The organism is Terasakiella pusilla DSM 6293 (assembly GCF_000688235.1).
Taxonomy (GTDB): Bacteria; Pseudomonadota; Alphaproteobacteria; order Rhodospirillales; family Terasakiellaceae; genus Terasakiella; species Terasakiella pusilla.
Genome location: NZ_JHYO01000003.1, coordinates 1 through 26,318 on the forward strand (window position 1 = coordinate 1; position 26,318 = coordinate 26,318).

Consider the following 26,318-nt stretch of genomic DNA (forward strand, 5'->3'; position numbering starts at 1 on the left):
AGGATTTTGGCAACTGCCAACGGCTCCAGCTCGTCATCGGTTTCAACCAAAATGCCACGGTCTGCACCCATCGCCAAAGCGGTACGGATGGTTTCCTGACATTTTTTCTCCCCCATAGAAACGACAACAACTTCCGTTGCTGTGCCCGCTTCTTTCAGGCGAATGGCTTCTTCAACAGCGATTTCGTCAAATGGGTTCATGGACATTTTGACGTTTGCCGTTTCAACTCCCGTGTTGTCCGGCTTTACGCGGACATTCACGTTGTAATCAATTACGCGCTTTACTGCGACGAGAACCTTCATGGAATTCCTTTCTCAGAAGTCTGTTTAACTTGTGTAAACCCTTACGCCTGAGGCTTTTTTACATATTAAATTTTCGCAATGCACAATAATAGGTGTGTCACCGTATGTCAATCATCACAACGATTGCAAATTTGCGTCAATTCAATTGTAAAAGCCTCCCTGTCTTACCGGTGTGCACCCGGTTTCCAGAGAACATCCGAATTGCCCTTATCGTTCAGGTATCTTGCCATCACGAAGGCATGGTCGGACAATCGATTCAAGTACTGCACACACAGCGGATTAATGTCATCGCGCCCTGCCAGTTCGGTACACAGCCGTTCCGCGCGACGGCATACTGTGCGACACAGATGCAGATAAGCGGAAACAGGGCTTCCCCCCGGCAGGATAAACGATGTCAGGTCGCTCAGTTCGCCATTCATGGAATCGATTTCCGCTTCCAATCGGTTGACCTGTTCTGCGACAATCCGCAATGCCCCTTCTGCACGACGCCCCTCTTCGGGCGTGCACAGGTCTGCGCCCAGATCGAAAAGGTCGTTCTGGATCCTTTCCAACATCAGGTCGATCTCGCCTTCGGTATGAAGACGCGCCAACCCTATGGTCGCATTGGTTTCATCCACACAGCCATACGCATCCACGCGCAAGTCATGTTTGGCAACCCGGCTGCCATCCCCAAGGGATGTTTCGCCTTTATCGCCGCCGCGGGTGTAGATTTTTGTCAATGTAACCATGGAGCCTCAACCTTATTTTTATGGGTGCATAAAAAGTGCAGTCAGCACTTTTCCAATCTTCCCCATCAGGGTCAAGTTGAAAGACGTAAAAAATCGTAATGAAGCTTAAGAAAACGCCTTTAGGCCATCCTGATCCGGCATGGTAATCAACCGGTAGGTGCCTTTACCCGCCTCTTTTGCCTGATACATTGCCCCATCCGCCATAGAGACAATCTTTTGCAAATTGGTTTCCACACCATAAAAACGCACGACCCCGATCGACAAACCGATATGGGCGATTTTATCATCACGCACATAAGGGGCGGAAATCGCGTCCTGCATTTTATCCACAACAGCTTCGATCGCGTCAATATTGTCAATCCCGTGGGCGATGACGGCAAATTCGTCCCCCCCCAAACGCGCGCCGACGTCACTTTCGCGCAACACAGACTTTAACCGTCGCCCGACCTGGACCAGCACCCAGTCGCCAAAACCGTGTCCAAACTGATCATTGACCGCCTTAAACCCATCAAGGTCGAAATAGAACAACACCCCCGGCCGTTCTGTGCGCCCGGCAATCGCCACCGCACTTTGCAGGTGTTCATCAAACAGGCGGCGGTTGGCCAGACCCGTCAGCGCATCATGATGAGCGAGATGGGCCAAGGCTTCTTTGGTGTTTTTATGTTCGGTGATATCAAACGCCCACCACAGGATCGCTTGACGTCCACCATATTCAATCAGGCGCGTGCTGATCTCTGCCCAGAACGTTTCCCCATCCGCACGTTGGCATCTGGTTTCCTCGCTGCTGATGGACCCCTTGCGCCGCGTATCCACCCAATGACGGCGATGATCTTTAAAATGAGGATAGAATTTTCGGGTGTCATAGCCGATGACTTCTTGCTTCGGAATGCGATACATCTGGGCCAAACGTTTATTGGCAAACAACAGATTAAACTGCTTCACATCCGAAATACCGATGGCAATCGGGCTGGATCCCAAAATACGACGCAAGCGTTCTTCAGACACGCGCAAGGCTTCTTCGGCTTTACGGTTTTCGGAGATATCCAGCAAAAGACCATTCCAGACCGTATCCCCATTCACCCCAAGATGCACCCGTCCACCGGCGCGCACCCATAAAACCTCTTCTGTTTTACGATGCAGAATCCGCACATCCACCGACCAGTCCGCCTGCAATTGCGCGGCTTCCTCCAGCTTAGCCTTAAACAGGGCGCGATCTTCGTCAATAATGGTGCGTTCTAACAGATTTGGATCCGACATCATGGAGGCTGGCCCCCAACCCGTCAGTTCGCGCACGCCTTGACTGATATAACTGAAATGGATTTTACCACTTTGATTGCGCCGCATCTGATAGACCACACCGGGAATATTGGCCCCGACGTCGCTAAAGCGACGCTGGGTTTCACGCAAGGACCAGATGGTTTCCGTCTGGGTAAACGCATTACCCAGCAAATCACCGACGACCTTAAAGGTGGTGACATCCACAACTTGCCACGGGTGAGGGTGATCAAAGTGCATACCGATCAGCCATAATGTCCCGCGCGCCTGCAAAACCGGGGCAATCAAGGCCGCCTGCGCGCCCGCTTTAACCAGATTATGCCCGACTTGTTTTGCCTCATCGGGCAAGGCGGCGACATCTTCAATTTTCACGACTTCGTTCTGGCGCAGGCGCTCCAGCACCCAAGGGCACATTGTGCCGGTGGGCAGATCGTTTTTGACATGCTCACTCTGACGGCCCCAATGATAGCGCACTTCCAGAAATGTCGTTGCCAAATCCACACGCGCAGCAAAACAGCGGCTCGCATTAAAATACAGGCCCGCCGCCCGAACGGCAGAACGCACCGCATCTTCCGCAGGCAGTTCAATAAATTTTCGGGCAATTTCGCTATAAAGCTTTTCGCGGCCTTCAGAAACACTCAGACCACGGGGACGACCCACCAGCAAAAAGCAGTCGGGCGAGCCGGTTTCTTCTGGCGGCAAGGGGGTCACACTCACGCGGAAGGAGAAAAAATCCTGATTGATGGTGCTGACATTCAAGACCGCTTGGTTGGAAAAATCACATTCCCCAAGGTCGAGCTGATACTGGCAAGTGTAATCGCCCGCAAGTTCGCAGCCCGTTTCATATCGAAACGATGGATTCGCATAAAGTATCTGAGTATATGCACCGGCACCACTTAGCTTTCGCACCACAAGAATGGAGTCCGGGCTAAACTGTGCGGCACGCCCGACAAGAGCGTCAAAGTCCATTTTCTCTTTTAAAACCTGTAGATGAATCTCTCCCTAAAAATCATTCTAACATTGAAGCCATGTTTATGAAAGATAAAATCTACCAGTGGTCACACCAGCAAAAAGGCCCCTTCCCGAACACGGAAAGGGGTCAAGTCGGCTTCGCTGTCTGCCTTTTCCCGCAAATCGGGAAGCATGCCAGAAGACGGATGGCAGAATCCATAAAGTGTCAACCGCACGCGAGTTGCGTTTGCCTGCCTTACTCTACAAATCAAGAGGGAGAGAATAAAACCAGCAAACGCAATATCTTAACGACGTGTCAACAGACCACGCGCAATCACGCCCGCCTGAATTTCGGCAGCCCCTTCAAAGACATTGAGGATACGGCTGTCACACAGAACGCGAGAGATCGGATATTCTGTCGCATAGCCATTACCACCATGGATTTGCAACGCGTTATCCGCGTTGGTCCAGGCCACCCGTGCAGCCAGAAGTTTAGCCATACCGGCCTCAATGTCGCACCGCACATCGTGATCTTTTTCCCAACCAGAGAAATAGGTTAGCTGTTTTGCGATCATGGTTTCGACAACTATCCATGCCAATTTCGCATGGACCCGTGGGAACTCAAAGATCGGCTTCCCAAACTGCACACGTTCTGTTGCATACCGCATCCCCAGTTCAAGAGCGGAGGTCGCAACACCGCTTGCCCGCGCTGCTGTCTGAATACGCGCAGATTCAAAGGTTTCCATGAGCTGTTTAAAGCCTTGACCTTCTTCACCACCCAGCAATTGACCTTCCGGCACTTCAAAGCCGTCAAACGCCAATTCATATTCTTTCATGCCACGATAGCCGAGAACTTCGATTTCGCCGCCGTCCATACCGTCAGCCGGGAAGGGGTTGCCCTCTGTGCCGCGTGGTTTTTCCGCCAGCAACATAGACAGGCCCTTATAGCCCTGTTCATTCGGGTTCGTGCGCACCAACAACGTCATCAGGTCAGAACGGGACGCATGGGTGATCCATGTTTTGTTGCCTGTGACTTTCCAGGTGCCGTTATCCAGAACCGCGCGGGTTTTCAAAGACCCAAGGTCAGAGCCAGTATTGGGTTCGGTAAAGACCGCCGTTGGCAGAATTTCGCCGGAAGCAATTTTCGGCAGATATTTGTTTTTCTGCTCGTCTGTGCCGCCCAAACGGATCAATTCACCCGCAATCTCGTTACGTGTACCAAGGGAGCCCACGCCGATGTAGCCGCGGGACAGTTCTTCCGTCACCACGCACATGGCGGTTTTACCCATGCCAAGCCCGCCATATTCTTCGGGGATGGTCAAGCCAAAGACACCCATTTCGGCGACCTGCTCGATGATTTCCATCGGGATCAGCTCGTCCGCTTCGTGCCATTTATGCGCTTGCTCAATGACTTGTTCATTAACAAAGCGGCGGAACTGATCACGGATCATTTCCAGTTCTTCATCCAAGCCTGTTGCCCCGAAGGATCCTGTTTCCAGCCCTTCTTTGGCAAATTCAGCAATTTTACGACGGACCGCAGGGGTATTGGCTTCATATTTAAAACGCTTAATATCGTCCGTCATGTAGTCATGACAGTCTTTCGCGTTCAGGCCCATATCGTGCGGGCGGATGACTTCCACCTGAGAAATCGCGATACCATGTGTCAGTTGGGTGCAATATTCCCCGAAAGCACATTGTAAAATCAACTGCTCAAATTCACCGAAACTGCCTTCTTCAGACAGTTTCTCACCCCATTTGTGCATCTGACGCAGGGCTTCAACGTAGGTTGCCATCCACGACAGACCATGGGCGGCCGTTTGTTCCATTTCCAATTTAGCGCCGTCGATGCGACCATCGACCATCACTTTTGCAGAAACGCCATCTTTCGCTTTTTCCAGAAGAATATCGGCAGCTTCAATGGCACGACCGGCTGAGGCCAACAGGTCGGACAGGATAAGATCACTCATGGATCATTCCTTTCAAAAATATATAAACCTTATAAATACAAGGATGTGTACGCGCAGAAAGCGGCCCCGGATCAAATAACCGGGGCCAGCCCCCTTAATCGAGGTTTTCTTCCAGCGTTTTCAAACCAGTGGTCTTGGCATTGACCAATACCGCCATGTTGCCCGGCAAGTGCTGGTTGGCCAGCATCTTCATGTGGGCTTCCGGAATATCTTTCCACGGGAAGACTTCGGACATACAAGGGTCGATACGACGCTCAACAACCAGCTTGTTCGCTTGGGACGCTTGCTTCAGGTTCGCAAAGTGGGAGCCCTGAATACGCTTCTGACGCATCCACACGAAACGCGCATCCATAGTCAGGTTAAAGCCGGTTGTCCCCGCGCAGAACACAACCATGCCGCCGCGCTTCACAACGTTACAAGACACAGGGAAAGTTGCCTCACCCGGGTGTTCAAAGACGAAATCAACGTCATTGCCTTTACCGGTAATTTCCCAGATCGCTTTACCGAACTTACGTGTCTCTTTCATATATTCATTAAAGCCTTCGCCGTTGACTTCCGGCAGCTGACCCCAGCAGTTAAAGTCTTTACGGTTAAGAACACCTTTCGCGCCCAAGCTCATGACAAAGTCACGCTTGCTTTCGTCGGAAATCACGCCGATCGCATTTGCACCCGCAACCGCACAAAGCTGAACCGCAAACGAGCCCAGACCGCCAGATGCACCCCAAACAAGTACGTTATGGCCCGGACGCAGAATATGCGGACGGTGACCAAAGAGCATACGATAAGCCGTTGCCAGCGTCAGAGTGTAACACGCTGATTCTTCCCAAGTCAGATGCTTCGGGCGTTCCATCAACTGCTGAGATTGAACGCGACAGAACTGGGCAAAAGACCCGTCCGGCGTTTCATAACCCCAAATACGTTGGGTCGGGGAGAACATCGGATCGCCGCCGTTACATTCTTCATCATCGCCGTCGTCCTGGTTACAGTGAACCACAACTTCGTCGCCAACATGCCAACGCTTTACTTTATCCCCAACGGCCCAAACGATACCGGACGCATCCGAACCCGCAATGTGGTAATCATCATTGTGAACATCAAAAACGGAAATCGGCTTACCAAGGGAGGCCCAAACACCGTTGTAGTTTACACCCGCTGCCATGACGTAAACGAGCACTTCGTGGCTGTCCAGGTCCGGCGTGTTAACAACTTCGCACTGCATCGCCATATCCGGATTGCCGTGACGTTCGCGACGGATCGCCCACGCATACATTTTAGACGGAACGTGACCCAACGGCGGAACTTCACCGATCTCGTAAAGGTCTTTCTTCTCCTGATTCGCGGTAACTTCAGCGAGGTAACTCATCAGAGGGATACTCCCATATTTTCAATAGACGTTTCAGCAAAGCCAATTGACTTGGCATTTAAGACTTACATCAACAACTACACCTTTTTTTTTCGCAGACAAGCTTTTTTTGCATTGCGACACAAAAAAGTGGTTGCATATGCAACTTGTTTTGAAAATTTCAATGTTTGCCTGACTTTTTTGTCTTTTTTTGCGATGCGGAAAATGCTACTTTACCGGCGCTGAATAATTCTGCACTAAATAATTATACCAAAGCAGTATTATTTTAAGAAATAAAATTTCGCGTAGGAGCGCCAAGAATGTCTGACAATCAACCGGTTCAAAAAGATCGCCCATGGCTGTTTCGTACCTATTCGGGACACAGTTCGGCTATCGAAACCAATAAACTGTTTCGCACCAATCTGGGCCGTGGCCAGACGGGGTTGTCGGTCGCTTTCGACCTGCCGACCCAGACCGGATATGACTCCGACCATGTGCTGTCCCGCGGCGAAGTGGGTAAGGTCGGGGTGCCGATCTCTCATCTTGGCGATATGGAAACCCTGTTCAACGACATTCCCTTGAACAAGATGAACACCTCCATGACCATCAACGCCCCGGCAGCATGGCAACTAGCACTCTATATCGCAACAGCGGAACGTCAGGGCGCTGCACGTAGCGACTTGGCCGGCACGACCCAGAACGATATCATCAAGGAATATCTGTCACGCGGAACCTACATCTTCCCGCCAGAGCCGTCTTTGAAGCTGATCACCGACATCGCGGCCTTTACCTACCGTGAAATCCCCAAATGGAACCCCATGAACGTCTGTTCCTACCACCTGCAGGAAGCGGGCGCGACTCCGCAGCAGGAATTGGCATTTGCCTTGGCCACGGGGATTGCGGTTCTCGATTCCGTAAAAGCCTCCGGTCAGGTGCCAGATGAAGATTTCCCCAAAGTGGTCGGTCGGATCTCCTTCTTCGTGAACGCAGGCATCCGCTTCGTTACTGAAATCTGCAAGATGCGCGCCTTCACCGAGCTATGGGACGAAATCTGTCGCGAACGCTACAATGTTGAAGAAGAAAAATACCGCCGCTTCCGCTATGGCGTACAAGTAAACTCCCTTGGCCTGACCGAACAACAGCCGGAAAACAACGTTTACCGTATCCTCTTGGAAATGCTGGCGGTTACCCTGTCTAAAAACGCCCGCGCCCGCGCCGTCCAGCTTCCGGCTTGGAACGAAGCCCTGGGTCTGCCGCGCCCGTGGGACCAGCAATGGTCCTTGCGCCTGCAACAGATCATGGCTTACGAAACCGACCTGCTGGAATATGGCGATCTGTTTGATGGTTCTGCCGAAGTCACCCGCAAAGTGGAAGAACTCAAAGAAGGCGCACGCGACGAGTTGGCCCGCATCGACGAAATGGGCGGGTCAATCCCGGCCGTTGAAACCGGCTACATGAAACAGAAACTTGTGGAAGCCAACGCCACCCGCCTTGCTGCCATCGAAGCAGGCGAACAGATCGTTGTCGGCGTCAACAAGTTTGCTGAAGGCGAAGACAGCCCGCTGACCGCAGGCGATGGCGCGATTCTGACCGTTGATCCAAAATCAGAAGCAGAACAGATCGAGCGTTTGAAAGCATGGCGTGAAAATCGTGATGCCGCCAAGGTTGCCACCGCCCTTGAAGACTTGAAATCCGCTGCCAAAGAAGGCCGTAATATTATGGAACCGTCCATCGCAGCGGCTCATGCAGGTGTCACGACCGGGGAATGGGGCACAGCCTTGCGTGAAGTCTTTGGCGAATACCGCGCCCCGACGGGCGTTGGCGGAGCCTCAAGCGCGCAACATGGCGACCAACTGGCTGACGTACGCGTCAAAGTCGATAAAATCTCCGACCAGATGGGCCGCCGCGTCAAAATGCTCGTCGGCAAACCCGGCCTGGATGGTCACTCCAACGGGGCGGAACAAATCGCCGTGCGCGCCCGTGATGCCGGCATGGAAGTTGTCTATGAAGGTATCCGCCTGACACCGGCCCAAATCGTCAACGCCGCCCTTGAAGAAGGCGTGCATGTGATCGGCCTGTCCATCCTGTCCGGCTCTCACCTTCCGTTGGTCACAGAAGTGTTGGAACGCATGCACGAAGTCGGTATCAGCGACATTCCTTTGATTGTCGGTGGGATCATACCGCCAGAAGATGAAGCGGAATTGTTGAAAGCCGGTGTTGCCCGTGTCTACACCCCGAAAGATTACGAGATCAACGCCATCATGGCAGATATCGCCAATCTGGTGGAATCCAAACAAGTGGCCTAAACCAGTCCACCCCTGAAAAAACCCTCGGTACATTACCGGGGGTTTTTTATTGATTAAAAGATGATATAAGGACACTCTTCTTGCGCTCTTTGCGAGTATGAGGTGTCATGTCGTGATAAGATTTATAACTAGCGTTTTCTTTTTACTGGTCTCTTGTGTCTTGCTGTCCCTGCCCAGCTCGGGGCTTGCCGCAAACAAACCTACGATTCGCTGGGTTTCAAACGACCTGTCTCCACTTTATATCAACAGCGGCCCGTTCAAAGGGCAGGGTATTGCAGACCAGATCTCCCTGTTTTTGCAGACCTATCTGCCTGACTATACTCACGAGTTTGAAAACATAAACTTCTCCCGTCTGTACGCACTCGTCGAACGCAACCATCTGGTCTGTAGCGGACTACTTTTCAGAAATCAGCTCCGTGACGAGATTCTTCACTTTTCCAACCCGTATAAACCCGCTTATTCACAGGTTATCGTCAGCCATCACCCCATGGACTATCCCCCCGAAGGGCTCTCGCTTGAAAAGTTCATTGCCCAGCATGAGCATGTCCTATCTGTACAAAAGCGCCGCTCCTATGGGGCCCACCTTGATCCGATCCTTAAAAAAGAGATCCAGAAGGGCCATATAAATGTGCTTGATGTCTCCACCGAACAGATGTTCAAAATGCTGTCTCATGGGCGAATCCAGCATTTTCTGGATATTGAAAATAGCGTGACCTATTATCAGGCGACTCATAAAGATCAAAAAAACATCCATATTGTTCCCGTTGCAACGCCAATGGATCGTTTTTTCGGACGCGTTGCCTGTACCAAATCACCAGCCGGACAGGCGCTGATCCAAAAAATTAATCAAATCATCGAAGACCATAAAAGAACTGATGAGTTTCGTCGTCTGACCGAATTATGGATCGCGCCGGAAAATCTCGCGCGTTTTCGCCGGATTTATGAAAAAGAAATCCTGAAATAATCTGTCTTGAGTTTGCATTTACCCCTTATTTCCTGTATAGATCAGCACATCTTGGAATAACCAAGTAAACAACTCAGGAAAATTGAAGAATGAGCGACCCGCGCACTGACCTCGTGGGCCTAAGCCGTGATGAGCTTCAGGCCGAAATGGAACGTATTGGTGAAAAACCTTTCCGTGCCAAACAACTATGGCAATGGATTTACCACCGCGGCGTTACCGACTTCACAGAAATGAGCAATATTTCCAAGTCTCTGCATGGTAAACTGGCGGACCATTTCTATATTTCCCGCCCGAACATCAGTGAAGAACTGACCTCCAAAGACCGCACCCGTAAGTGGTTGTTCAAGTTTGATGACAACAACGAAGCTGAAACCGTCTTCATCCCCGAAGAAGATCGCGGCGCGGTCTGTATCTCTTCCCAAGTCGGCTGTACGCTGACCTGTAAGTTCTGTCACACGGGCACACAGTTGTTGGTGCGTAACCTGTCCTCCGCGGAAATCGTCGGGCAATTTATGGCCGCGCGCGATTCTTATGGGGAATGGCCGTCGCCTCCCGGTGACAAGCGCCTGCTGTCCAACATCGTCCTGATGGGCATGGGGGAGCCGCTGTATAACTACGACAATGTGGTCAAAGCGCTTAAAATCCTTATGGATCAGGAAGGGATTTCCCTGTCTAAACGCCGCATTACCTTGTCAACATCCGGTGTTGTGCCGGAAATTCGTCGCTTGGGCGAAGATGCGGATGTGGAACTGGCAATCAGTCTGCACGCCCCCGTCGATGAGGTGCGCAACGAGATCATGCCGATCAACAAAAAATACCCGCTGGCAGACCTGATGGCAGCGGTGAAGGATTATCCCGCCGCGATCAATGCCCGCCGGGTGACTTTTGAATATGTCATGTTGAAAGGCATCAACGACAGTGAAGCCGACGCCCGCGCCCTGACCCGTCTGGTCAAGGATATTCCGTGTAAATTCAACCTGATCCCGTTCAACCCGTGGCCCGGCAGCAACTACGAATGTTCGGATCGCGCGACACAGAAAAAGTTTGTCGAGATCCTGAACCGTGCGGGTTACACCGCCACGATCCGCGTCACCCGTGGGCAAGATATTCTCGCAGCCTGTGGTCAGTTGAAATCAGAAAGCGAGCGCACCCGTTGTTCGCGCATGAAAGCCCGCATCGAAGCCGGTATTCATGATGATGAACATGCCTTACCAGCCTCTGCAGTTGCTCAATAGATTAATTTAAGTACCGCGTTGTAATCTGCCTGATCGTCCCGTCCAGGTGCAGTTCCTTCAGATTAGCTTCCAAAAGATCACGGATTTTCACACGATCCGTGATCTTGGATTGGCGCGAAATCACCATAAACGCAGGCTCATAGGGTAAAAACGGGACGCTAAGCCCTTTTATTTTTGCCAGCTTACCCTGCTTCTTCAGATAATAGCGAAAACGCGCTTCATTATCCAAGACAGCATCCACTTTCCCGCTTTCCAACATCTTGAGCGCATCCGCTACGTTTTCAAACTCGAACCGCTGAATCCGGCGGTCCGCAATGGCCTGCTCTAGACCAATGGTCAAAGCAAACCCTTTATTATGAGCCACTTTTAAGCCAAAAAAGTCCGAAATACGATTAAAGTTCAGCTTTTTTCCCTGCTTTACAAAAACACGAAACGTCGAATAATGCACCGGCACTTCAAACAGATATTCCACAAACTGGCGACGGTCCTGCGTGTCAAACAGCGAAAACCCAACATCGCAGGTGCCGTCTTTTAATTTCTGTATCAGTCGCTGCCAGCTGTAAACTTCGATCTTGGCGGGTTGACGGGCGCGCTTGAGAATGGCGACCACAATATCAATATCTATGCCGTTTAAAACTTTCCCCTCTTGCAGAACATAGGGTTCAAACCCTTTATGGGTACAGAACATCAACTCCTTTGCTGAGACAACGGGGCTTGCGAGTAATAGAATCACCAATCCAACCAGAAATATTCTCAAGAGTTCGTTTCCTTTTCGACCTTCGTTACCCACAATGACATTTTTTTCAGTAGTCTAGCCTGTCTCTCATTTATAATCTCCAAAAAATAAGGGCATCCAAGCCATTCTACCAAAAGTCATAAGGTTGCAGATCTAAAATAAACATATATCTTTTATTTACAATTACTTAACTTATCTCCCACCTGACTTCCAAACCCCAAAACACACCATCCCCCCTACAAAACCCAACCTGACATAGATGACACTCAACCTGCTTTATCCATAGCTTTAGGTAAATGCATAAAATTATATAAAAATACTGTGTTTTTTGCCTCTTGTCAGATGGGCGAAGAGATTGCAAAATCAACCGATTGAATAAAAATTGAAAGAAGACACGACTCCATGCAGTTTGATTTTGCAACCATCGCCGGATTGATCATAGGGATCACAGTTGTCGTCTTGGCTATTCTGTCCGGTTCAGATGTCATGATCTTCTTCAATATTCCCGGCGCCTTGATTGTTTTTGGCGGCACGTTCGCCGCTACCCTGATCAAGTTTCCGCTAACCGGAATTTTCGTTTCCATCCCCATCGGGATTCGGGCCGCTTTTACCGTCCAAAAAGAAAAGCCACGCGATTACATTCGCCAAGCCATCCAGCTTGTCAAACGCGCACGTAAAAACGGCATCCAGACCATCGAAAAAAACAATCTGAAAAACCCGTTCTTCAAAAAAGGGGTACAACTTTGTGCAGACGGCCGCGATCTTGACTACATCCGTAAAATCCTCACTCAAGAAATGGCAATGGCTATTCAGCGCGAGGAAGTCGGGGGCAAGATTTTCCGCGCCATCGGCGATGCGGCCCCTGCTTTTGGCATGTTCGGGACCATCGTCGGTCTGATCCAGATGCTGGCCAACATGTCGGACCCCTCTACCATTGGTCCGGCCATGGCGGTGGCCTTGCTGACGACCCTTTACGGGGTGCTTGTCGCCAACCTGATCGCCTTGCCCATCGCTGATAAACTGGAATCAAAATCTTCGGAAGATAAAGCCCTTCGTTCCTTGATTATCGAATGTGTTTTCCAGATCCAGCAAATGCAAAACCCGACTGCTATGCTTGAAATCCTTGAGCCTCACCTGCCTGAAAAACAACGCGGCGGCAGCGGTGGCAGTGACGGCTACACAGCAGGCCGTGATGCCAAGAAACGGCGATAGAGCATGGAAACCAGCGACGACCATCCAGAAACCCTAGACGGTTCCAAAGTCATCAAGCATAGCAAGGATGCTCCGGCTTGGATGGTGACCTATGCCGATCTCATGTCGTTGCTGTTCGCCCTCTTTGTCCTGCTGTTGTCTTTTTCTGAAGTTAATGACAACAGCTTTAAGAAAAATGCCGGCCCCATGCGCGAGGCCTTTAACCAGAATGCCGACTTTGAAACGGACGAAGAATCGACCCTATCGGGTGGATCGGGCATCTTACAAGGGGTAAAAACCGTCCCGCTGGATATCCCGGATCGCGAAGTACTGCACGAAGCCATGTTGGCGGAACTGCGCCGTTCCCTACAACGCGACATCGCCAGCAACCTCGTGGAAATAGAAGACACCAACACCGGTATTGTCCTGCGCTTCCCTTCAGAAACGGCCTTCCAGTCCGGTGGGGCAGAACTGGCGCAAAGCTCCTATCCGACGTTGGACAAGATCATCCCCGTACTGGCACGCACACCCGGCGATATCAAAGTCGGGGGTCATACGGATGATTTACCCATTTCGACTCTTCAATTCCGGTCTAACTGGGACCTATCTTCGGCGCGCGCCACATCGGTTGTGCATTATATGATCCGGTCCGGTCAAATCCCGAAAGAACGTTTAACATCGCAAGGGTTTGCCGACTCGCGCCCGCTGATGGAAAACAAAAATAAAGAAAGTCGCGCAAAAAACCGCCGCGTTGAAATTTCAATCGAAATTCCGGAAAACACCAAGGAAGCGGCGAAAATTCTTGAAAAAGCCCAACCGCGCCGCCGCATCTGGACCATTGATAAGGGCGAAAAACAACTTCTGCCCGGGGCCGAGCCGGAAGATCAGCAAGAACGCCGTCAGCGCCTGCAGGATGAGGCCAATAAGGCGGAGATCCCGCCAGAGCCGGTGCAATCCATTAGCCGATAAAAAAAGCCTGTCGGATCATTCCAACAGGCTTTTCTTTTTAGACGGTCAAAAGGGGGCGCTTAAGCGTTTTTCGCGCGCTCAACACCTTCAAGAAGCAGTTGCTTGGCTTTTTCAACGCCTTCCCAACCTGCAATCTTAACCCACTTACCTTTTTCAAGGTCTTTGTAGTGTTCGAAGAAGTGTGCAATCTCCTGCAGGATGATTTCCGGCAGGTCTGTGTGCGTTTTCACGTCTTTGTACATCAGGTGCATTTTGTCAGTCGGGACAGCCAGAACTTTCTCGTCCATGCCGCCGTCATCTTCCATCATCAACACACCGATCGGACGGGCAGAAATAACCGCACCCGGGATAATGCTTTGCGGAGCCAGAACCAGAACGTCAACCGGATCACCATCGTCAGACAATGTATGCGGAACAAAGCCGTAGTTCGCTGGATAATGCATCGGCGTGTGAACAAAACGGTCAACGAAGATCGCGCCGCTGTCTTTGTCAAATTCGTACTTAACCGGTGTAGAGCCAGCAGAAACTTCAATGATTACGTTTACCGCATCAGGCACATCGCCGACCGGAATCTTTTTGATATCCATGGTTTTTCCTCACATTCATTAAGTGCGGTGCCCCGAGGCCCCCCAATTTTGCAGGCGCACAATACCGAAGGATCACGCGTTTTTCAAGCGGTTTGCATCATCTTTACGGATCATCCAGACCAGCAGAAGCAAGGCGGGCAGGGCGATTGCCGAACAAGCAGCAAAAAACCACGTCCATCCAACCACTTCCGCCAAGAGACCGGAAAGTGACGCAAAGAGGTCGCGCGGCACAGCCATAAAAGAACTCAACAAAGCATATTGCGTCGCGGTATAGGCTGAATTGCACTGACTGGACAGATAGGCCACAAACGCCGTTGTCGCCATGCCTGCGGTAATGTTTTCCCCGGAAATCGCCACCATCAACATGGGGATATTGTAGCCAACCTCTGCCTGAAGGGAGAATAAAAGCGTCGAGAGCATCTGCACGATCCCGCAATAGAGCAGGGAATGCAAAATCCCGTAGCGGTAGGTCACGATGCCACCGATCAAGCCCCCGATCACCGTTGCTGCCATGCCAAAGACCTTGGTGATCGATCCAATCTCGGTGCCGCTAAAGCCCATTTCCTGATAAAACGGGTTTGCCATCGCCCCCAGCATCGCTTCACCCATTTTGTAAAGGATGATAAAGACCAACACCCAGACCCATCCAGACCGGGTCATAAAGTCTTTAAACGGCAACACGACAGCGATGTTGAAATTTGCAATCGTTGAGGCCATCCACATCGGTTTCCCCTCTGCCACCAATTGGCTGGCATGGGCATCGCGCTCTTGTAATTGGGTAGCCGCCGCCAGATTTTCCGGCTCTCTATTCAACAAAATCGTAATCATCCCGATCACGATCAGCCCCGCCATCATCATATAAACCAAAGGCATGGCAATCCAGTCGGATAGACCGATCGCAACCGCGCCTGCCACCAACATGCCAAGGCGGTAGCCGTTGACATACATGGCCGCGCCCGCGCCCTGTTCGTCATCTTTCAACAGTTCAATGCGGTAGGCATCAATCAGGATATCTTGTGTGGCAGAGAAAAAAGCCACAAACACCGCCATTAGGGCCGTCATTTCCGGTGTTACAGACGGGTTTGACATGCCCAATCCAATGATCGAGACAATCAAACACAGCTGAGATAACAAAGCCCAACTGCGCCGATGTCCGATGAGACGGTGGAGAACGGGCAGGCGGATATGATCCACCAACGGTGCCCACAGGAATTTAAAGGTATAAGGTAGGCGGGCCAGCGAAAACAGCCCAATCGCTGCCAGTGACACGCCTTCAATTTTCAGCCAGTACGACAAGGTGCCATAGACCAGCAGCAACGGCAGACCACTGGAGAAGCCGAGAAAAAGGATCGCAATAATGCGTCGATCCAGATAGATTTTCGACGCCTCGATCCAAGACTTCATGAAGGCCGACCCGTGACAATCGTTCTAAAGCAGGAAAGTTCGCCCGCACTATCCAGCATGGGGCCACGCAATTCGCTGTGATCCACCTTTAGACCGTCCTGACGGTTGGTATATAAAAACAGATCAAGAATACAGTCTTGGGCACGATACTGCCAAATCTCCACCCCTTTGTCGGTGCGGATAAAACTGGGGTCCCCCAGTACGCGTTTGACGTTCTGTTGCGACAGGCCGATCAGTTTGCTCGGGATCATCTCCTCTTCCAGACCAAAGGCTTTGATCGCCGCCAGTCTGTCTTTGTCGATGGTGTCTTTCTTCTTCTGAACCGTCGGGGCTTTACGCTCCCCCTGATACATATCTTTTGAGGTGGGAGAGCTGGAACAAGCCGCGAGAAAAAGCATGCCACACAGGGAAAGTGCTTTAACCGCCTGAAACATCATACGCATAAAAAGGGTGCGCCTTTTTAAGAGTTGTTGTCTTGATTACGCGCTTGCGCAATTTCGTCCGGTGACAAAGTCGCCATAGAACCAGAAATCTCGCCGCCTTCTTCAATCACAATCCGACCGTAGCGCACATTGCCTTTGACGCGACCACCGCTTTTAACGGTCAGTGTGGTATAGGCGTTCAAATCCCCGTCAAATACGCCGGAGATGTAAGCTTCTTCCACATGTGCTGTGCCGGTGTAAACGCCGCTGGAGGCAACATCCAAAACGCGGGCATCGGTGATTTTAGCGTCAACCTGACCTTCAACAACCAGTGTTTCACAGGCAGTAATTTCACCACGCAGGGAAATTTCACGCCCCACTGTCAGGGTGCGCGGGTCTTGCATTGTACGCTGTTCGCCACGGCGCGGTGTCGCCCCAGGGATATCCATCAAACGACGGGCAGCAATATCAGGACGGTACCCCGGTGACATCCCACTGGACGCCGCACTTGGGACCGCTGGCTTGCTTGGCGGTGCAGACGTGTGTGACCCTTTGGAGGAAAAAGGTTTCAACGGCGGAAGTTGTTCCACTTTATCGTCATTTGTGGCTTCACTTGCCGACTTGTCCGCATTTTCGGTGGTTGGTTTGTCGCCATTTTTATTACGCCCAAACATACTCACACATACTCCTTAAAGGTCTCGTTGTTCCAGCATCTGAAACTTGGGTTCCCGACGCCAGCTATGAAAAAGATGCACCATGACCGCTGTACCGACCACGGGAGCTATTAGGTTTACCAGAGGAATCGTCAACAGGAAAGCGGTCAATGCACCGGCAATCAGCAATTTCCCCTGATAGGCTTTACGCAGGGCTTTGGCTTTTTTTAAACCGACTCGGCGCTGACCTACCAGTTCAAAATACTCCCGACTTATTAAATAGCCGTTAAGCCCGTAAAAGACGACCAGATTGACCGCCGGAAACAGCAAATAGATCGGCAGGGCCAAAATGTTCAGCGCCACCATCACACAAGCAAACTTGATCGCCTCGACCAATGTTTCGCCCCACGGAATAGACGCCGCTTTAGGCAGGTTGGGGTAGTGTTTATTTTCAACGGCTTCGGCGATGTCTTCCAGCAAAAAGCCGATAATGACGGAGGCGACGGCCGGAAACAGCAACCAGACCACACCAATGGTCGCAAGCGATCCCAGCCAATCAATCGCCGTATCCATCCACGGTATATTGACCAACACCACATCAAACAAAAAGCCGGTAACGCTGGCAAATAACAAAACAAACGTAATAAACGCCCCTAAAATCCCCAGCAAAATAACTTTGCGAAAGGTCGGGTCGGGTAACTGCGCGAATGATTTAGAAAATGCGGAAAACATGCCTGTCCTTTGGTTTCCCTTGATAAAGATTTATTTTATGTAGCCCGAACCTTGAGATCAGGAAAGGGCTTTATGCAGAAAATCAACAATCTTGTGATGCATGTCGTCATGAACAGCCACACGATCAAACCCCGGCATATCGTTTGCCAACTCACCCAAAGCGGCGCGCGCCTCATCGCGCACAGGCGACAGGTAGGAAAAATGCCCCGCTTTAGCTGTCACATGATACGCACAGCCCTGCGGCAAGTTCTGGCGAATTTCATCCGCATGAAAGGGGTTGCGCAACACCATGTCGCGTTCCGCGCGAAACAGCAGTACAGGCACCTCTACGTCCTGCAGGCTTTCTTGCGTAAACAAGCCCCCACTCACGGGGGCAAGCGCAATGCAGGCCTTGTAACGTGGATCAGGCGTTGTCGGTAAATAGCTTTCGGCAAACCCGTCACGCACAATAACTTCATAACCACAAAAGGTGGCGTCAAATTCCCGGTTCAGGCGCAGATGATGCCGCAAACCGTCCACATAGGGCCGCGCGCCCGCACATGTCAGCGCCGTAAAGCCACCAAGGGAGAAACCAAACACCGCGATCCGCGTTGGATCAATAGAGTCTGCCCACTTTCCCTCTGTCAGCACCGTATCCAGCGCCGCTTTCACATGACGCGAGCGCGCGGAATAGACAGACGCGGACCCCGATCCGCTATCATCAAAAAAATTGTTAAACGGATGTTCGGGGGCAACCACAATATACCCCTTCTGCGCCAGAAATTCAGCCGTCTTGCAATGCCCGAAGCGCGTACCGCCCGACCCGTGAGACATCATAATCAACGGATGTTGACCCGATGCAATCGCCCCATTACGCACCACGTTAAAATCATAGATACCTTGGCGCAGAACCCGCGCAGGTTCGTCGGTGGGGTACCAGATTGCACAGGGAATTGATCCATCCGGATCAGACGCACGGAACAAGGAAAAACCGGCGTGATAAGTCATAGGGGGAATCCGTGATCGACCCGCCAACACGCAACAGGCCTTTTAAAAATTAGCAGAAAAAAAGCAAAGCCCCCGCCGATGCAGGGGCCAGAGCCTTAACGTTTCAGGTAAGTGGTTTTATCCATATCAATGGCTTCAACGCTGATTGCCACATCGTCGCTGACCAGCGCGGCAATTTTATCAAAGATACGTTTGTTCATATCCTGTTTTTGCTCATCGGTTCTGCCGATAAACAATTTTGCATCCACATGGATAAACAGCTGGTCTGTATTCGCGGTCACAAAATGTTCCACCGGAAAGGCACGGGCCTTGATCGCTTCAGGGGTGAACAAACCGGATTCATCGGCTGCATCCCAGACTTCCTGGACCAGTTTTTGAATTTCAAGCTGCTTTTCAACAGGTTTTGCATAAGAAATTACCATATGCGGCATGTGATCTACTCCTTGGATCGCGATTCTTTTTCTGTAATGCCGGAAATTCCTTCCCGACGGGCTAACTCAGCCCAAATCTCTTCCGGTTTAACCCCTAAGTCAGCCCACAGGACCAACAAGTGATAAAACAGGTCGGCACTTTCCGACACCAGCTTGTCGTTACCTTCGCTCAGCGCCGCAATCACACATTCCACGCCTTCTTCCCCGACTTTTTGCGCGATCTTGTTGCGCCCCTTGGAAAAAAGCTTGGCGGTATAAGACGCAGACGGGTCTGCCCCTTTGCGCGCCGCAATGGTTTCAAACAGTTTATCCAGTACAGTTGCGTCCATCATCAATCCAATCGTACCGGCAGACCGGCCTTTGCCATATGTTCTTTCGTTTCACGGATGGTATAGGTGCCAAAGTGGAAGATACTTGCCGCCAAGACCGCACTGGCATGACCTTCGGTCACGCCTTCGACCATATGGTCCAGATTGCCCACACCACCAGACGCAATCACCGGCACAGAAACCGCATCAGCAACCGCGCGCGTCAGTTCAAGGTTAAAGCCCACCTTGGTGCCATCACGATCCATGGAGGTCAGCAGGATTTCGCCAGCGCCGTAATCCACCATCTTTTTCGCCCATTCAACGGCATCAATCCCTGTCGGGTTGCGCCCGCCGTGGGTGAAAATCTCAAACTTGTTTGGTCCCACGGATTTGGCATCAATCGCCACCACAATGCACTGGTTACCAAACTTTTCCGCTGCTTCACGCACAAACTCAGGACGCTTCACCGCCGCAGAATTGATCGAGACTTTATCGGCCCCCGCCAGCAACAGCTTGCGGATATCTTCAATCTCGCGCACACCGCCGCCCACAGTCAGGGGCATAAAGCACTGTTCTGCCGTGCGACGTACCACATCATAGATGGTGTCGCGGTTTTCATGGGTGGCTGTGATATCCAGGAAAGTCAACTCATCGGCACCAGCCGCATCATAGACCTTGGCCTGTTCCACAGGATCACCGGCATCCACCAGATCAACAAAGTTGACCCCTTTCACCACGCGCCCGTTTGCCACATCCAGGCAGGGGATAATACGAACTTTTAACATGATTATCCCTTCAGCACTTTCATGGCATCCGCCACGTTTAATTTACCATCATAAATCGCCCGACCGGAGATCGCGCCATCCAGACCCGGCACTTCCGCTGCCTTGATCGCTTCGATATCTGCCATGGACGACACACCCCCGGACAAGATCACAGGGGTCGAGATCGCTTTTGCCAACTCAACAGTTGCCTGCAAGTTCGGCCCTTCCATCGCGCCATCTTTGGAAATATCCGTAAAGATGATGGCCGCAACGCCCGCATCTTCAAACTTCAACGCAAGGTCCAGCACTTTCATGTCCGACACTTCGGCCCAGCCTTCAACAGCCACATAGCCGTCACGCGCATCAATGCCAACCGCCACCTGACCGGGGAAGCGCTTACAGGCTTCAATCACAAAATCAGGGTCACGCAAAGCAATCGTGCCCAAGATCACCCGGCTAATGCCCGCGTCCAGCCAGTATTGGATGGTTTCAAAGGTACGAATACCGCCACCCAACTGGGTTTGGGCTTTTCCATCCACCGCCGTGACAATCTGCATCACCGCATCTGCGTTTGCGGGTTTACCTTCAAACGCGCCGTTCAGGTCCACAATATGGACCCACTCGCAGCCATCTTGGACAAACTGCTGCGCCTGTGCGCCCGGGTTGTCGTTAAACACGGTTGCCGCATCCATTTCACCACGCAGCAAACGTACACAGTTACCGTCTTTTAAATCAATCGCAGGATAAAGGTTCATGGCTTAGGGCTTCCATTTCAAGAAATTGGTGATCACTTGCAAACCAACGGCTTGGCTTTTTTCGGGGTGGAACTGGGTGCCGACCATATTGTCTTTGCCCACAACTGCGGTGACGTCACCGCCATAGGAAACGGTCGCCAGCTGATGGGCCGGATCAACGGTTTTAAACTGATAAGAGTGGACGAAATACACATTCGGATCCGCGGGCAACCCGTTCAACAATGGGTGCGCATCGGCTGTAAAGTTCAGCTCGTTCCAACCCATATGCGGGATTTTCAGACTGTCATCATTCGGTTCAATCGGCACAATCTCGCCCGCGATCCAACCCAGCCCCTCATGGCTGCCATGTTCGATGCTGCGATCTGCCAACAGTTGCATACCAACACAGATGCCCATAAACGGGTTGGCTTTCACATGCACAACTTCATGCAAGGCGTCCAACATGCCGTCTACACTGCGCAATCCTTTGGCACAATCACCAAATGCGCCCACACCGGGCAGCACCACGCGATCTGCGTTCAGCACATCTTCCGGCTTGTCGGAGACTTTGACATCAAAGCCAAGACCCGCTTCACGGGCGGCACGTTCAAATGATTTTTCGGCTGAGCGAAGATTGCCCGAACCATAGTCGATAATGACAACAGACATAGGGTCTGATCCCTTAGTTAGTGAAGTGTTGTAACGTAGCGTTCAAGGGCATGTTCTGCCGATACCGCGCTCACCACTTCGTCCTCTGTAAATCCGCGTCGCGCCAAAGACCAGCGCGCCAGATCGTTGGCATAAAGTCCCACCAACAGGTTGAAGGCGATATTGACCACAGCTTGCCCAAAAAGATCAAGCCCTATTGCAGCTAAAATGACGCTAATGATAATTTCTGCCAGCGCCAAACCACCGGCAACCCACCAATATCCCTTAAAGGCGGCCCAGAAAAACGTCAGGATCGCCGCCCACAAATTAAACCCTTCTTTGATCGCCCGAATGTCCGGGCAGGGGTCCAAGCCGTATTTATGAATATGGATACTAAAGAGTTTCATCTATCCGCCTTAAATTTCGTCCATCGGCTTCCAGCCGGTTTGCGCTTTCACGCGCTCAATCCACGCGTTCACCTTCGGATAACGGGATAAATCAAACCCGCCTTCGTCTGCAACATGGGTGTAGGCAAACAACGAAATATCAGCAACGCTATAGCGCCCACCTGCAAAAAAATCATGCTCTTTTAAGTGATTTTCCATCACATCCAGCGCCGTATAACCTTTTTTCCAAAGCTGCGGTAGGCGCGGGTCTTCTTTTTCTGTCTGCCCCATGTAGTGCATGGAAAAACGCGCAACCGCAATAGCCGTTTCATGGCTATACTGTTCCCAAAACAGCCATTGATAGACCTTTGCTTTATCAAACGCATCCGTCGGCATCAGGTCTGTGCCCTCGGCGAAATGGAGCAGGATCGCGTTTGATTCTGACAGGACGCGTCCATCTTCACACACCAATGTCGGGATTTTCCCCACCGGGTTGATCGCCAGAAACTCCGGTGTCAGGCAATCATCAGCCAGCACATCCATTTCACGGATCTTAAGAGCATGACCCAGTTGATGCATAACTAACCGGACTTTGTAACAATTGCCGGATCCTTGATCGGAATACAAGGTAAGTGCCATAGGTATGCTCCTGTTAAAAAATGAACCGCCCCAGATTATTGACTTAAAGCCTTCAGGTCCAGTTGTTTGACTATATTTGAAATCCGTTCGCCTAAATCCGCATACTCGTGGCGCAACCAGATATGCGCGCTCAAGTCACTGACCTCAATTGCCCGCAACGTCGGATACCGTGGGGCCAGATCTTGCCAACTGACCTCATTGATGAAAAAACCGTCAATCCGGCCTTTACGTAGCATTTCCGGCAATTGAGATAGCTGTGAAACTGCGACCAGACGGGTAGGGTCGCTCACCTGATCCATCACCCAATTCGTGCCCCGCACATAGCCCATGACTCGCCCGACACGATCTATCTGTTTTCGATAAGGCGAATCTTCAACGACTAACACGCCTTTTGCCGTCATAATCGGTGGACTAATCATAAAGGCAACCGACTTTACCTGCTTTCCATACGAGGGATTGCGTAAAAACTCCCCATCCAACTCTTTATTCAACAATAAAGCGGTTAATCTTTTGTGCGGTGCATACAAAATCTCCACACATAAGCCGCTTTTGGTCAAAGAGGAGGCAACTTTAATCGATAATTGCCGATGGAATTTTTCACCAATCGCGCCAAAACGCAGGCAATGCCCTCTGTCCTGAGCCACAGAGAGTCCTTGAAAGGAAAAAAACACCACCAAAAAGAAAGCTGAAAAATAACCCATATCGTCTCTTGCTCCCCTCATCATCCAGAGTCTGTAAACCCTGAATGATGATTAGAGTATCTGCGCGACAGTTCTTGTCGTTATCGGTTAAAGAGACCCTTTGGTCGATGGCACAACATCACTGCGACGTGGGTCAATCTCTGCGGCTTGACGCAAGGCGCGCGCCAAACCTTTAAAGCACGCTTCTGCAATATGGTGGTTGTTTGCCCCATCAATCATCGCGACGTTCAACGACAAGCCCGCTTTTAGAGCAAAAGATTGGAACCAGTGCTGGAACATTTCTGTATCCAGATCGCCAAGACGGTCCTGCGTAAAGGCGACTTTCCACACCAGATAGGGACGGTTGGAACAGTCGAGCGCCACACGGATCAGGGTTTCATCCATCGGGATATAACTATGGGCATAACGATTGATGCCTTTACGGTCCCCCAACGCCTGACTAAAGGCTTCGCCCATAGCAAGGGCCACATCTTCGACCGTGTGGTGACAATCAATGTGGAGATCGCCGTTGCATCGCACCTTCAAATCCATCAAACCGTGGCGGGACAACTGTTCCAGCATATGATCAAGGAAACCGATCCCTGTTTCAATGTCATACTCGCCGGTTCCATCCAGATTAATCTCGACAGAAATATCCGTTTCAGATGTCTTTCGCGCGACAGATGCGGTGCGCATGGCCTTTTCTCCAGTCAATAGTGCAAACTCTCGCCTGCTTATACACCAATTTCCTTAAAGATTTGTGAGTTATTTTTCATCCGGCAACCCATGAGAAGCGTCACCCCCCTTTCACACAACCCAAAACATTTGCATACAAATAAATAAAATGGTATGGAATAGGGGCTCTGAAATAAAAAACTATGTCGTAAAAAATGAAAAATACATTCCGAATTCAGGCGAGTCTTGTGCTCGTCGGCCTTATGCTGTTCGGCTGGGTTTATAGCGCTGACGCTGGCCCATTAGAACAAAAGCGCCCGGTTCGCATCACCTTCGTTACCCCCGAAGACAAAGATGCGCGCTTTTGGGGGATTGCGCATAAATTTGCCCGCACTGTTGCCCAAAATCTCGATATCGATTTCAAAATTGTCTACAACGAAGGACGTCACCGTTTTAGCTATCGCAATGCCATTCAGGCGGCTCTTCAAGACCCCCTCAGACCCGATTATATTGTCGGCATCTTTTTTAGATCCACCGCCGTTCCGTTTCTTGATGAAACCCAAAAAGCAGGCATTCCCGTTTTTATAATCAACACGACCACACCGGCTGAAGATCACCACCAGATCGGGCAACCTCGTCAAAACTATCCTTTGTTTTTAGGGCAGATGCACCCGGATGAAAAACAAGCCGGCTATGATTTAGGAAACTACCTGATCCAAAAAGCCACATCAGACTACAAACACCAAACAGCCGAGATTATCGCCATCTCCGGTCATCGGGAAAATCCAGTCTCGAATATACGCGTGGACGGCCTCAAACAAATCGCCGCAGAAACCCAAAGCACCTTCAACAGAACGATTTTCTCCACCTGGATTCCCGAAGATGCGCGCAACGTTACCCGTAAGGTCGCGGAAAAACACCAAAAAACAAACGTTTACTGGTATGCCTCCGACCTGATGGCGATCAAAAGTGCGCCGGAAATTCCGTTAAACCAAAAAGCCACCGTCGGCGGATTTGACTGGAACCCCCAAGTGGTCTCGGCGATCAGCCAAGGCACGGTAGATGCCTCGATCGGCGGACATTTTGTAGAATTGGGCCTCAGCCTCCTTCTGCTCTATGACCATTACAACGGCTATGATTTTAAAGATGACACAGGTGTGGTCATCAAAACAAAAATGGCTCTGTTAGAAAAAGACAACCTTGCCACCTACAGCCGTTTTCTAAGCGGGGAAAACTGGGAAACCATTGACTTTAAAAGCTTTACCAAAACCCAGTCCGGGCCGGACCATACCTGTGACCTTTCCCTTCCCGCCCTTATCACCGCAGAACAAAACAATTAAAAGAAATTTTAGTAATTTTTATACTATCTAAAATTTTATTTTTTATGCTAGCCTTCTGAAAGGTATTACTACTCAGTATATTCCCCGGTACAAATAGCCTTCGGCACCTTAAACAAATGATCCTGCACCTCGCAACATACGCGTTTCTAGGTTCTCTCACCGGGCTTCTCGTTCTCGCCCTTGAATCTAATCTGCTTGCCAACTCGATTTTTCGTTATGGTGTCGCCCTTTTATCCTTAGCCCTTTTCCATGCTGTGCTTACCCTGAGCCGGTTTTTCATTTGGACCCTAAAATCACGCCGTTAATTCAACCCACACTCTGATATTCCAGCGTTCACCCTTGACAAAAGCGATAGAAACAGCCCAAATCCGCTACACTCTAAATGTCAAAGAATCTGGAATAGCTTTATGTCCGAAGAAAGAAAATTCCCTGGTTGGCGCGGTACAACCATCTTGTCCATTAGACGGGGCAATGATGTCGTGATCGCCGGCGACGGTCAGGTCAGCCTTGGTCACACTGTCATCAAAGGCAATGCAAAGAAAGTTCGCAAACTGGCTGGTGGCAGTGTCATCGTTGGCTTTGCAGGCGCAACAGCCGATGCCTTTACCTTATTTGAACGCCTTGAATCCAAACTGGAGATGCACCCCAGTCAATTGACCCGCGCCTGCGTGGAAATGGCGAAAGACTGGCGTACAGACCGATATCTGCGCAAGCTGGAAGCCATGATGATCGTGGTGGATAAGGAAGTCAGCCTCGTCCTCACCGGCACCGGTGACGTGTTGGAGCCGGAAGATGGCATTGCCGCCATCGGGTCCGGCGGCAATTATGCCCTGTCTGCCGCCCTTGCTATGAAAGACCGCGATGACCTGTCTGTTGAAGACATCGCGCGGCGCGCCATGGGCATTGCCAGCGACATCTGCGTTTATACAAACAACAATCTGACTGTAGAGACTTTATAAGAC

General features: G+C 51.0%; 28 protein-coding genes. 7 read left to right on the forward strand and 21 right to left on the reverse strand.

The window, feature by feature from the left end; genetic code table 11:
• The 5 genes from Q397_RS0102330 to ccrA form a co-directional block, all read right to left on the reverse strand.
• On the reverse strand, positions 1-302 hold a 302-nt coding region (locus Q397_RS0102330), incomplete at its 3' end, for an electron transfer flavoprotein subunit beta/FixA family protein (RefSeq protein ID WP_028878210.1).
• Positions 303-466: 164 nt separating this feature from the next.
• Positions 467-1,030, reverse strand: coding sequence for a cob(I)yrinic acid a,c-diamide adenosyltransferase (locus Q397_RS0102335; protein WP_028878040.1), 564 nt, complete (start codon positions 1,028-1,030; stop codon positions 467-469).
• A 105-nt stretch (positions 1,031-1,135) separates the two neighbouring features.
• Entirely contained in the window at positions 1,136-3,274 is a 2,139-nt protein-coding gene (locus tag Q397_RS0102340; protein ID WP_028878041.1) for a diguanylate cyclase domain-containing protein, read from the reverse strand.
• A gap of 287 nt (positions 3,275-3,561) precedes the next feature.
• On the reverse strand, positions 3,562-5,223 hold the full coding sequence (locus Q397_RS0102350) for an acyl-CoA dehydrogenase family protein (RefSeq protein ID WP_028878042.1): 1,662 nt from the start codon (positions 5,221-5,223) through the stop codon (positions 3,562-3,564).
• 94 nt (positions 5,224-5,317) lie between these two features.
• Complete coding sequence (gene ccrA, locus Q397_RS0102355; RefSeq protein WP_028878043.1) at positions 5,318-6,586, reverse strand: crotonyl-CoA carboxylase/reductase; 1,269 nt, start codon at positions 6,584-6,586, stop codon at positions 5,318-5,320.
• Positions 6,587-6,885: 299 nt separating this feature from the next.
• Between ccrA and Q397_RS0102360 the strand changes: the two genes are divergently transcribed.
• The 3 genes from Q397_RS0102360 to rlmN all read left to right on the forward strand — a co-directional run bounded on the left by Q397_RS0102360 (position 6,886) and on the right by rlmN (position 11,070).
• A complete protein-coding gene (locus Q397_RS0102360) occupies positions 6,886-8,871 on the forward strand; it encodes a protein meaA (RefSeq protein WP_028878044.1) in 1,986 nt (661 codons plus the stop codon).
• Between the two features lie 112 nt (positions 8,872-8,983).
• Positions 8,984-9,835 (forward strand): TIGR02285 family protein, encoded by an 852-nt coding sequence (locus tag Q397_RS0102365; protein ID WP_169737957.1) that lies wholly within the window; start codon positions 8,984-8,986, stop codon positions 9,833-9,835.
• Between the two features lie 89 nt (positions 9,836-9,924).
• Complete coding sequence (gene rlmN, locus Q397_RS20710; RefSeq protein ID WP_038012747.1) at positions 9,925-11,070, forward strand: dual-specificity RNA methyltransferase RlmN; 1,146 nt, start codon at positions 9,925-9,927, stop codon at positions 11,068-11,070.
• 1 nt (position 11,071) lies between these two features.
• Here the strand turns inward: rlmN and Q397_RS0102375 are convergent, their stop codons facing one another.
• Positions 11,072-11,827, reverse strand: coding sequence for a substrate-binding periplasmic protein (locus tag Q397_RS0102375; RefSeq protein ID WP_156950618.1), 756 nt, complete (start codon positions 11,825-11,827; stop codon positions 11,072-11,074).
• Between the two features lie 381 nt (positions 11,828-12,208).
• Here Q397_RS0102375 and Q397_RS20715 point away from each other — a divergent pair, with 381 nt between their 5' ends.
• On the forward strand, positions 12,209-13,018 hold the full coding sequence (locus Q397_RS20715; RefSeq protein WP_051609631.1) for a motility protein A: 810 nt from the start codon (positions 12,209-12,211) through the stop codon (positions 13,016-13,018).
• 3 nt (positions 13,019-13,021) lie between these two features.
• Positions 13,022-13,966, forward strand: coding sequence for an OmpA/MotB family protein (locus tag Q397_RS25175; RefSeq protein ID WP_051609632.1), 945 nt, complete (start codon positions 13,022-13,024; stop codon positions 13,964-13,966).
• Between the two features lie 59 nt (positions 13,967-14,025).
• Here the strand turns inward: Q397_RS25175 and ppa are convergent, their stop codons facing one another.
• The 15 genes from ppa to hisB form a co-directional block, all read right to left on the reverse strand.
• On the reverse strand, positions 14,026-14,553 hold the full coding sequence (gene ppa, locus Q397_RS0102390; protein WP_028878047.1) for an inorganic diphosphatase: 528 nt from the start codon (positions 14,551-14,553) through the stop codon (positions 14,026-14,028).
• A gap of 72 nt (positions 14,554-14,625) precedes the next feature.
• The gene (locus Q397_RS0102395) at positions 14,626-15,957 is read right to left on the reverse strand and encodes an AmpG family muropeptide MFS transporter (protein WP_028878048.1); all 1,332 of its coding nucleotides are present in this window, start codon (positions 15,955-15,957) and stop codon (positions 14,626-14,628) included.
• Positions 15,954-16,400, reverse strand: coding sequence for a hypothetical protein (locus tag Q397_RS0102400; RefSeq protein ID WP_028878049.1), 447 nt, complete (start codon positions 16,398-16,400; stop codon positions 15,954-15,956). The genes Q397_RS0102395 and Q397_RS0102400 overlap by 4 nt, the downstream gene beginning before the upstream one ends.
• A gap of 17 nt (positions 16,401-16,417) precedes the next feature.
• Complete coding sequence (locus Q397_RS23775) at positions 16,418-17,053, reverse strand: bactofilin family protein (protein ID WP_051609633.1); 636 nt, start codon at positions 17,051-17,053, stop codon at positions 16,418-16,420.
• Between the two features lie 15 nt (positions 17,054-17,068).
• Positions 17,069-17,764 (reverse strand): EI24 domain-containing protein, encoded by a 696-nt coding sequence (locus Q397_RS20730; RefSeq protein WP_051609634.1) that lies wholly within the window; start codon positions 17,762-17,764, stop codon positions 17,069-17,071.
• A 57-nt stretch (positions 17,765-17,821) separates the two neighbouring features.
• Positions 17,822-18,751: an alpha/beta hydrolase family protein gene (locus Q397_RS20735; RefSeq protein WP_051609635.1), complete on the reverse strand. Its 930-nt coding sequence runs from the start codon at positions 18,749-18,751 to the stop codon at positions 17,822-17,824.
• Positions 18,752-18,846: 95 nt separating this feature from the next.
• Entirely contained in the window at positions 18,847-19,182 is a 336-nt protein-coding gene (locus Q397_RS0102420) for a 5-carboxymethyl-2-hydroxymuconate Delta-isomerase (protein ID WP_028878050.1), read from the reverse strand.
• Between the two features lie 5 nt (positions 19,183-19,187).
• Positions 19,188-19,514 (reverse strand): phosphoribosyl-ATP diphosphatase, encoded by a 327-nt coding sequence (locus Q397_RS0102425; RefSeq protein ID WP_038012749.1) that lies wholly within the window; start codon positions 19,512-19,514, stop codon positions 19,188-19,190.
• On the reverse strand, positions 19,514-20,275 hold the full coding sequence (gene hisF / locus Q397_RS0102430; RefSeq protein WP_028878052.1) for an imidazole glycerol phosphate synthase subunit HisF: 762 nt from the start codon (positions 20,273-20,275) through the stop codon (positions 19,514-19,516). The genes Q397_RS0102425 and hisF overlap by 1 nt, the downstream gene beginning before the upstream one ends.
• 2 nt (positions 20,276-20,277) lie before the next feature.
• The gene (hisA, locus tag Q397_RS0102435) at positions 20,278-21,009 is read right to left on the reverse strand and encodes a 1-(5-phosphoribosyl)-5-[(5-phosphoribosylamino)methylideneamino]imidazole-4-carboxamide isomerase (RefSeq protein ID WP_028878053.1); all 732 of its coding nucleotides are present in this window, start codon (positions 21,007-21,009) and stop codon (positions 20,278-20,280) included.
• A 3-nt stretch (positions 21,010-21,012) separates the two neighbouring features.
• On the reverse strand, positions 21,013-21,657 hold the full coding sequence (hisH, locus tag Q397_RS0102440; protein ID WP_028878054.1) for an imidazole glycerol phosphate synthase subunit HisH: 645 nt from the start codon (positions 21,655-21,657) through the stop codon (positions 21,013-21,015).
• 17 nt (positions 21,658-21,674) lie between these two features.
• The gene (locus Q397_RS0102445) at positions 21,675-22,043 is read right to left on the reverse strand and encodes a DUF2628 domain-containing protein (protein ID WP_028878055.1); all 369 of its coding nucleotides are present in this window, start codon (positions 22,041-22,043) and stop codon (positions 21,675-21,677) included.
• Between the two features lie 9 nt (positions 22,044-22,052).
• A complete protein-coding gene (locus Q397_RS0102450) occupies positions 22,053-22,661 on the reverse strand; it encodes a glutathione S-transferase family protein (RefSeq protein WP_028878056.1) in 609 nt (202 codons plus the stop codon).
• 35 nt (positions 22,662-22,696) lie between these two features.
• On the reverse strand, positions 22,697-23,305 hold the full coding sequence (locus Q397_RS0102455; RefSeq protein WP_156950620.1) for a hypothetical protein: 609 nt from the start codon (positions 23,303-23,305) through the stop codon (positions 22,697-22,699).
• Positions 23,306-23,449: 144 nt separating this feature from the next.
• Positions 23,450-24,037 (reverse strand): imidazoleglycerol-phosphate dehydratase HisB, encoded by a 588-nt coding sequence (hisB, locus tag Q397_RS0102460; RefSeq protein ID WP_028878058.1) that lies wholly within the window; start codon positions 24,035-24,037, stop codon positions 23,450-23,452.
• A 194-nt stretch (positions 24,038-24,231) separates the two neighbouring features.
• Between hisB and Q397_RS0102465 the strand changes: the two genes are divergently transcribed.
• Positions 24,232-25,356 (forward strand): ABC transporter substrate-binding protein, encoded by a 1,125-nt coding sequence (locus Q397_RS0102465; RefSeq protein WP_038012752.1) that lies wholly within the window; start codon positions 24,232-24,234, stop codon positions 25,354-25,356.
• Between the two features lie 407 nt (positions 25,357-25,763).
• A complete protein-coding gene (hslV, locus tag Q397_RS0102470) occupies positions 25,764-26,315 on the forward strand; it encodes an ATP-dependent protease subunit HslV (protein WP_028878060.1) in 552 nt (183 codons plus the stop codon).
• Positions 26,316-26,318 lie beyond the last annotated feature (3 nt).